9 protein-coding genes are annotated in these 7039 nt (G+C 65.3%); all 9 read left to right on the top strand.

Translation table 11 applies throughout. The features are described from left to right. Positions 1-644: 644 nt before the first annotated feature. Positions 645-788, top strand: a complete 144-nt coding sequence (gene rpmH / locus ACNUDN_RS28150) for a 50S ribosomal protein L34 (protein ID WP_003930923.1) — start codon at positions 645-647, stop codon at positions 786-788. A 19-nt stretch (positions 789-807) separates the two neighbouring features. Next, complete coding sequence (gene rnpA / locus ACNUDN_RS28145; RefSeq protein WP_419124948.1) at positions 808-1167, top strand: ribonuclease P protein component; 360 nt, start codon at positions 808-810, stop codon at positions 1165-1167. Next, on the top strand, positions 1164-1490 hold the full coding sequence (gene yidD / locus ACNUDN_RS28140; RefSeq protein ID WP_419124947.1) for a membrane protein insertion efficiency factor YidD: 327 nt from the start codon (positions 1164-1166) through the stop codon (positions 1488-1490). Before rnpA ends, yidD begins: the two co-directional genes overlap by 4 nt. Positions 1491-1533: 43 nt before the next feature. Next, positions 1534-2586 carry a membrane protein insertase YidC gene (yidC, locus tag ACNUDN_RS28135; RefSeq protein ID WP_419125347.1) on the top strand — a complete coding sequence of 351 codons (1053 nt, stop codon included), beginning with the start codon at positions 1534-1536 and terminating at the stop codon, positions 2584-2586. 37 nt (positions 2587-2623) lie between these two features. Then, positions 2624-3280: a Jag family protein gene (locus ACNUDN_RS28130; RefSeq protein WP_419124946.1), complete on the top strand. Its 657-nt coding sequence runs from the start codon at positions 2624-2626 to the stop codon at positions 3278-3280. An 89-nt stretch (positions 3281-3369) separates the two neighbouring features. Next, positions 3370-4056 carry a 16S rRNA (guanine(527)-N(7))-methyltransferase RsmG gene (rsmG, locus tag ACNUDN_RS28125; protein ID WP_419124945.1) on the top strand — a complete coding sequence of 229 codons (687 nt, stop codon included), beginning with the start codon at positions 3370-3372 and terminating at the stop codon, positions 4054-4056. After that, positions 4056-5042 carry a ParA family protein gene (locus tag ACNUDN_RS28120; protein WP_419124944.1) on the top strand — a complete coding sequence of 329 codons (987 nt, stop codon included), beginning with the start codon at positions 4056-4058 and terminating at the stop codon, positions 5040-5042. The genes rsmG and ACNUDN_RS28120 overlap by 1 nt, the downstream gene beginning before the upstream one ends. Continuing rightward, entirely contained in the window at positions 5039-6046 is a 1008-nt protein-coding gene (locus tag ACNUDN_RS28115; RefSeq protein ID WP_419124943.1) for a ParB/RepB/Spo0J family partition protein, read from the top strand. Before ACNUDN_RS28120 ends, ACNUDN_RS28115 begins: the two co-directional genes overlap by 4 nt. 217 nt (positions 6047-6263) lie before the next feature. After that, positions 6264-7013 carry an acetyltransferase gene (locus ACNUDN_RS28110; RefSeq protein ID WP_419124942.1) on the top strand — a complete coding sequence of 250 codons (750 nt, stop codon included), beginning with the start codon at positions 6264-6266 and terminating at the stop codon, positions 7011-7013. Positions 7014-7039: the final 26 nt, after the last annotated feature.

Below are 7039 nucleotides of genomic sequence, written 5' to 3'. Positions count from 1 at the left end.
CGATGCTCACCCCCTTGTGGTCCCTGCGGGGACGTGCCGCTCGACCGAAAACGGGACGAACTGTCCACAAAGTTATCCACAGGTTGTGGAAAGAGGAAGCTCGCCGCCGGTTGTCCGTCGTCGGGTTGTCTGCCGTTTGGTTGTCTGCCGACGAGAACACCTCGTTGCCGGAACTCAACACGGTGCAGTCAGTGGGCTCGCGGCGGAGGGTGGGCGTCCTCGCTTCGTTGTCGTGCGCCGATCCTTCGTGGAATCGGCATTGCCAGAAGCTAACAGTTTTATCTCCGGGTGCCAACAGTTCTGCAACATTGCCGAGAAGCCGAATCTCGGCCGCCTCAATAGTCGCAGACATCGTTTCAGATCAACGTGACGGAGGGGTCGATGTGACGTAGCCGATGGGTTTCGCAGCAGGCCGGAGGGGTCACGCGGTGGTGGTCTGGCAGGTTTGACCCAGCGAATTCTCGTCAGTACCCTCGAACAGTCGCCCGCACGTGGTGATACGGCTGCGACCGGCCCCGGCCGGGGACCGCGCCGGCTAGCTATGCGAGACCGACCGAGCTTACCAACGGCCGACCGCGTCACGCCTGCCATGAACACTCATGGCCGGCGGGCGAGTAGGCCAGATTCAACAAGGAGTGACTGCCGTGGCCAAGGGCAAGCGGACTTTCCAGCCCAACAACCGTCGCCGCGCGAAGGTGCACGGCTTCCGGTTGCGGATGCGGACCCGCGCCGGTCGTGCGATCGTCACGGCTCGGCGCGCTAAGGGCCGTCGTTCTCTGACTGCGTGATCCGGTCGGGTCTGACGCGGTGCTTCCGGCCCAGAACCGGATGACGCGGTCGACCGAGTTCGGTGTCACGGTGAGTCGCGGGACGCGGGCATCCCAGCCCGATCTCGTGGTGTACACCTTGCGTTCTGATCAGCCAGGTGACCCCGGACCGCGGGTCGGCCTGATCGTTTCCAAAGCAGTCGGCAATGCCGTCCAGCGGCATCGGGTATCTCGACGTCTTCGCCATGCCGCACGTGCGGTGCTCGACGAGCTCGATCCCGCCGACCGCGTGGTGATCCGCGCGTTGCCGCGCAGCCGCGATGCGCTCTCGCCGCGGCTGGAGCAGGAGTTGCGGAGCGCCCTGCGGCGGATCCGGGATCGTGACGGGCGCTCACGATGAACCGTCGGTCCCGCGCGGTGCGGTCCGCGGTGTTTCTGATCCAGCTCTACCGCCACACGATCTCGCCGCTGCGGCTGCCGACGTGTCGCTTCACGCCCACCTGCAGCCAGTACGCCGTCGACGCACTGACCGAGTTCGGATTTGTGCGCGGCACCTGGCTGGCCCTGGTCCGCCTGCTCAAGTGCGGGCCATGGCATAACGGTGGGTGGGATCCGATACCCGAGCGAGAAAGTCACAGTGACGCAACGGGTGCAGACACCTGCGTCGTAGCCGATCACCGGAACCATCCGGTACAGCAAGGGAAGAGTCAGAGTGTCGTTTAATTGGTTCAGCCTCGACATCATCTATTACCCGGTGTCGGCCATCATGTGGGTCTGGTACAAGGCATTCGCCTTCCTGATCGGCCTCATCCCGGGTGTCGACGGCCCCACGAACTTCTTCGCGTGGGCGCTGTCGGTGATGTTCCTGGTGTTCACCCTGCGCGCGATTCTGTACAAGCCGTTCGTCCGTCAGATTCGCACCACCCGGCAGATGCAGGAACTTCAGCCTCAGATCAAGGCGCTGCAGAAGAAGTACGGCAAGGACCGTCAGCGTATGGCGATGGAGATGCAGAAGCTCCAGCGCGAACACGGATTCAACCCGATCCTGGGGTGCCTGCCGATGCTGGCGCAGATCCCGGTGTTCCTCGGGCTGTACCACACGCTGATGTCGTTCAACCGCACCCAGACCGGCATCGGGCGCCTCGGCCTGTCGGTCGAGGAGAACCGGCAGCTGCCGAACTACATGTTCAGCGCCACCGACGTCCAACACTTCCTCGATGCGAACCTGTTCGGCGCCCCGCTCGGTGCAACGATGATCCAGCAGCACGGCCTGGATGCGTTCACCGAGTTCAACCGGTTGGCGGTGATTCTCGTCGGCGTGCCGATCATGATCCTGGCCGGTATCGCCACCTACCTGAACAGCCGCGCCTCGGTGGCACGGCAGAGTCCGGAGGCGGCGGCCAATCCGCAGACCGCGATGATGAACAAGCTCGCGCTCTACGTTTTCCCGCTCGGCGTCGTCGTCGGCGGTCCGTTCCTTCCGTTGGCGATCATCCTGTACTGGCTGTCCAACAACATCTGGACGTTCGGTCAGCAGCACTACGTGTTCGGCAAGATCGAGAAGGAAGAGGAGCAGAAGAAGCTGGAGGCCATCGAGCGACGGGCCGCCAATGCACCTGCTCCGGGCGCCAAGCCCAGCCGTAAGAAGAAGGCGGCGAACGAAAGCTCGGAGACCGGCGGCGACGGTGAGACGGAGTCAGAGGCCGGCGCGCCCGAGGCACCGTCGCCGGCGTCCAGCTCGGAACCGTCCGCTGCGCAGAACGGGGCGCCCAGCCGCACCCCGAAACCCGGCGCGCGGCCCAAGAAGCGGAAACGTTGACGCGCGGGCGACCGCGAACACAAGGAGAGGTGTGGCAATGACGGACATCGAGAACGAGGCGACGACGGCGCCGGCTCCGCTGGACGACGACCGGGTCGAGGAGTCGGTTGTCGCCCCGGCGGAGGACGGGGCTGAGAGCTCGGACCAGGACTCGGACCAGGACCAGGACTCGGACGAGGACTCGGACGAGGTCGGGGGCCAGGACCGGCGTGGCGGGTCGGCCGACGATCTGGAGGACCGGCTGGTCGCCGAGGGCGAGATCGCCGGAGATTACCTCGAGGAACTGCTGGATCTGCTGGACTTCGACGGCGACATCGACCTCGATGTCGAGGGGGATCGCGCGGTCGTCAGTATCGACGGCGGCGGCGATCTGACGAAACTTGTCGGCCGCAAGGGCGAGGTGCTCGACGCGCTGCAAGAGCTGACCCGGCTTGCTGTCCACCAGAAAACGGGCGAGCGCAGCCGACTGATGCTCGATATCGCGCAGTGGCGCCGCCGCCGCCGCGACGAGTTGGCGGCGCTGGGTGAGAAGGTGGCCCATCGTGTGCTGGAGACCGGTGCGCGTGAGGAGCTGTCCCCGATGACACCGTTCGAGCGCAAGATCGTTCACGACGCGGTGGCCGGGGTGCAGGGCGTGCACAGCGAGAGTGAAGGCGTCGAACCGTCGCGTCGCGTTGTCGTCCTCGTCGACTGATCGACCGACACCACCGAGTTACATCGATGTAGTTCAGCGGCTCGAGGGAGTGTTGTGGTGGTTGTCCGCTCAATCAGAGGATGTTTCACGTGAAACATGCGGACATACCATCGCCTCCCTCGGCCGCTGACTCCGTTTTCGGGGCGACCCTTCCGGCGGCCGAGAAGTACGCACAGATCCTGGCGGGTGCGGGCGTGGAGCGAGGGTTGTTGGGTCCACGCGAGGTGGACCGTCTGTGGGACAGGCACGTGCTCAATTGCGCGGTCGTCGGGGAATTGCTGAACACGGGGGAGCGGATCGCCGACATCGGTAGTGGCGCGGGTCTACCCGGGATACCGTTGGCGTTGGCCAGACCGGATGTGCACGTGATCCTGGTCGAACCGCTGCTGCGGCGCAGCGAGTTTCTTCGCGAGGTCATCGAGGAACTCGGCATCGTGTGTGAGGTCGTTCGTGGTCGAGCCGAGGATCGTGCCGTGCGCGAGGAGATGGGCGGCTCCATGGACGTGGTGGTGTCACGCGCGGTGGCGTCGCTCGACAAACTGACCAAGTGGAGCGCGCCGTTGCTTCGGCCCGGAGGACGGATGTTGGCGATCAAGGGGGAGCGGGCCGATGAAGAAGTCGAGCAGCATCGGCGCGCGATGGCAGCGCTCGGGTTGTCCAAGGTGAAGGTGGAGAGATGTGGCGGTCAGTACGTGCAGCCGCCCGCGACGGTGGTCGTGGGGTTGATGGAGACGGCGAGTCCGAGCCGGCCGCGGCCCGACCGGAGGCACAAGTGATGTCCGCTCCTGGAGATCCCGAGACGGCCGGAGTGGTGCCGGGGCCCGATGTTTCACGTGAAACAGCGTCCGGCGACACCGTTTCACGTGAAACGTGGAGTGTGCAGGATGCCGATACCCCCATCGGTGCAGAAGCCGAGCGCGCAGTCCGGTTGATGCAGGCGGCGGTGCAGGGACAGATGCCGCGGCCCAGGCGCCAACGCGTCTTCACCGTCGCCAACCAGAAAGGTGGTGTCGGGAAGACGACGACGGCGGTGAACATCGCCGCGGCACTGGCGTTGCAGGGACTCCGGACACTGGTGATCGATCTGGATCCGCAAGGCAACGCGAGTACCGCCCTCGGGATCGAGCACCGCCCAGGCACACCATCGTCCTATGAGGTGCTGATCGGCGACATCCCGGTCGAGGCGGCGCTGCAGCGCAGCCCGCACAGTGAACGGCTCTTCTGTATCCCCGCGACCATCGACCTCGCTGGGGCCGAGATCGAGTTGGTCAGCATGGTGGCCCGTGAGGGCAGACTGCGCACCGCGCTGGCTGAACTCAAGCACCACGACTTCGACTACGTCTTCATAGACTGCCCACCGTCGCTCGGTTTGTTGACCATCAATGCACTGGTCGCAGCGCCCGAAGTCCTTATTCCGATCCAGTGCGAGTACTACGCCCTCGAAGGGGTGGGGCAGCTTCTGCGCAACATCGAGATGGTGAAGGCACACCTCAACCCCGAACTCGATGTGACCACCGTGGTGCTGACGATGTACGACGGGCGGACGAAACTCGCCGATCAGGTTGCGATGGATGTCCGCGCGCACTTCGGCGACAAGGTGTTGCGCACGGTGATTCCGCGAAGCGTCAAGGTGTCCGAAGCACCGGGATACGGCATGACGATCATCGATTACGACCCCGGCTCCCGGGGTGCGATGAGCTATCTGGATGCCAGCCGTGAACTGGCAACGCGAGGCGGGGACGACGAAAGAGGGGACCGATGAACAACCAGGCACGTAAACGCAGCGGCCTCGGCCGGGGCCTGGCGTCGCTGATCCCCACCGGTCCCGCGGAGAGCGGTGAACCGGCCACGCTGGGTCCCAAGATGGGCGCTGCCGCGGCCGACGTGGTGCTCGGCGGTGCGCCCGTGGCGGCGCCGGAGCCGGCTCCGGAAACCAATCCGGTCGGGGCGGTCTACCGGGAGATCGCACCATCGCAGATTGACCCGAATCCCCGTCAGCCCCGGCAGGTGTTCGACGAGGAAGCCCTAGCCGAGTTGGTGCACTCGATCCGTGAGTTCGGGCTGATGCAGCCGATTGTGGTGCGGGCCGTCCCGGCTGGCGACGAGGCGAGTTCGCCCCGCTACCAGCTGGTGATGGGGGAGCGCCGCTGGCGTGCCGCCCAGCTGGCCGAGGTCGCAACGATCCCCGCGATCGTCCGCGAGACCGCCGATGACAGCATGCTGCGCGATGCCCTGCTGGAGAACATCCATCGAGTGCAACTGAATCCGCTGGAGGAGGCAGCCGCGTATCAGCAGCTGCTCGAAGAGTTCGGTGTCACCCACGATGAGCTCGCCGCACGCATCGGACGATCGCGACCGCTGATCACCAACATGATTCGCTTGCTGCGACTACCGATCGCCGTGCAGCGGCGGGTTGCGGCGGGGGTGTTGTCCGCCGGGCATGCTCGAGCCCTGCTTGCACTGGAGGGTGGACCAGAAGCACAGGAAGAACTGGCGGCTCGCATCGTCGCAGAGGGACTCTCGGTTCGGGCAACTGAGGAGGCCGTGACACTGGCGAATCGTAACGGGGAGGCCCCCCCGTCGGCGCCGCGGCGCAAGCCGATTCAGATGCCGGGACTGCAGGATGTCGCCGAACAACTGTCCACGGCGTTCGATACCCGGGTCACCGTCAGTTTGGGTAAGCGTAAGGGCAAGATCGTGGTCGAGTTCGGGTCGGTGGACGATTTGCAGCGCATCGTGGAGATGATGAACGCGTCCAAGCCATGACCGGTTACACCGGGGAATTACGTCACTGTGACACAGGTGGCGCGAATCTTGCCGGGATGGCCGGCTTGGAACGGAAAAGCACTGGGGCTCAGCGTCATTCGTTCGGCGGCGGGGTTTCACGCGGTCGACGAGCCCACCATGGCCCACGCCGACTGGAGCCTTCTATCCTGGAGAGGCAGTCACGTGCATCTGCGTGGCGACGGAACCGGGGAGTCTAGTGGCCGCACGAATCACGCCCCTTCGGCTCGAGGCGTTCGAGCAGCTGCCCAAGCACGCCCGTCGCTGTGTCTACTGGGAGGTCGATCCGGCGATCATCGACCGGGGTGACCATCTGTCGGATCCGGAGTTCGAGAAGGAAGCGTGGCTGTCGATGGTCATGCTCGAATGGGGTTCCTGTGGCCAGCTTGCGGTGAACTCCGAGACCGACGTCCACGGTGATGGTGTGGCCAAGGATGGCGACGACGAGCCGTGCTTGGGATACGCGTTTTACGCGCCACCGCGTTCGGTGCCACGGGCTGGCCGGTTCCCCACCGGACCGGTGAGCGCAGATGCCATCTTGTTGACGACCTTGGGTGTCGAATCCGGCGAGAACGCCGCCGACTTGTCCCGGACGTTGATCACCGCGGTCGTCGGCGACCTGGTCCGCCGCGGGGTACGGGCGCTGGAGGCCTTCGGCCGCACCGGGCGGGTCAGTGAACTCGCCGAGCGTGACGATCTACCCGCCGACGTCCAACCGGTGACGGAGGTGCTCGGCGACTGTTCGGTGGAACAGTGCGTGCTCGACGCCGACCTGCTGTTGGATGCCGGGTTCGTCGTGGTATCTCATCACACGTACTTTCCGCGGCTGCGTCTCGAGCTCGAACAGGGTCTCGGCTGGAAAGCAGGCGTGGAAGCTGCACTGGAACGGCTGCTGGACGGAGTCAGGCTCGAGCAACCGGTCGGAGCCGGTTCGAGCTCCGGTAGCTAGCCCGGTAGCCGCTGGTCTGCCCACAG

This window comes from Mycobacterium sp. smrl_JER01 (assembly GCF_048513595.2).
GTDB lineage: Bacteria > Actinomycetota > Actinomycetes > Mycobacteriales > Mycobacteriaceae > Mycobacterium.
Note: the sequence above shows the minus strand (reverse complement) of the source record. Positions and strands in the feature narration are given on the sequence as shown.

What these genes read in the sequence shown, in the direction of transcription:
- yidD (WP_419124947.1), top strand. Translation starts at nt 1,164, where the DNA reads ATGAACCGTCGGTCCCGCGCGGTGCGGTCCGCGGTGTTTCTGATCCAG.
- yidC (WP_419125347.1), top strand. Translation starts at nt 1,534, where the DNA reads ATGTGGGTCTGGTACAAGGCATTCGCCTTCCTGATCGGCCTCATCCCG.
- ACNUDN_RS28130 (WP_419124946.1), top strand. Translation starts at nt 2,624, where the DNA reads ATGACGGACATCGAGAACGAGGCGACGACGGCGCCGGCTCCGCTGGAC.
- ACNUDN_RS28120 (WP_419124944.1), top strand. Translation starts at nt 4,056, where the DNA reads ATGTCCGCTCCTGGAGATCCCGAGACGGCCGGAGTGGTGCCGGGGCCC.
- ACNUDN_RS28115 (WP_419124943.1), top strand. Translation starts at nt 5,039, where the DNA reads ATGAACAACCAGGCACGTAAACGCAGCGGCCTCGGCCGGGGCCTGGCG.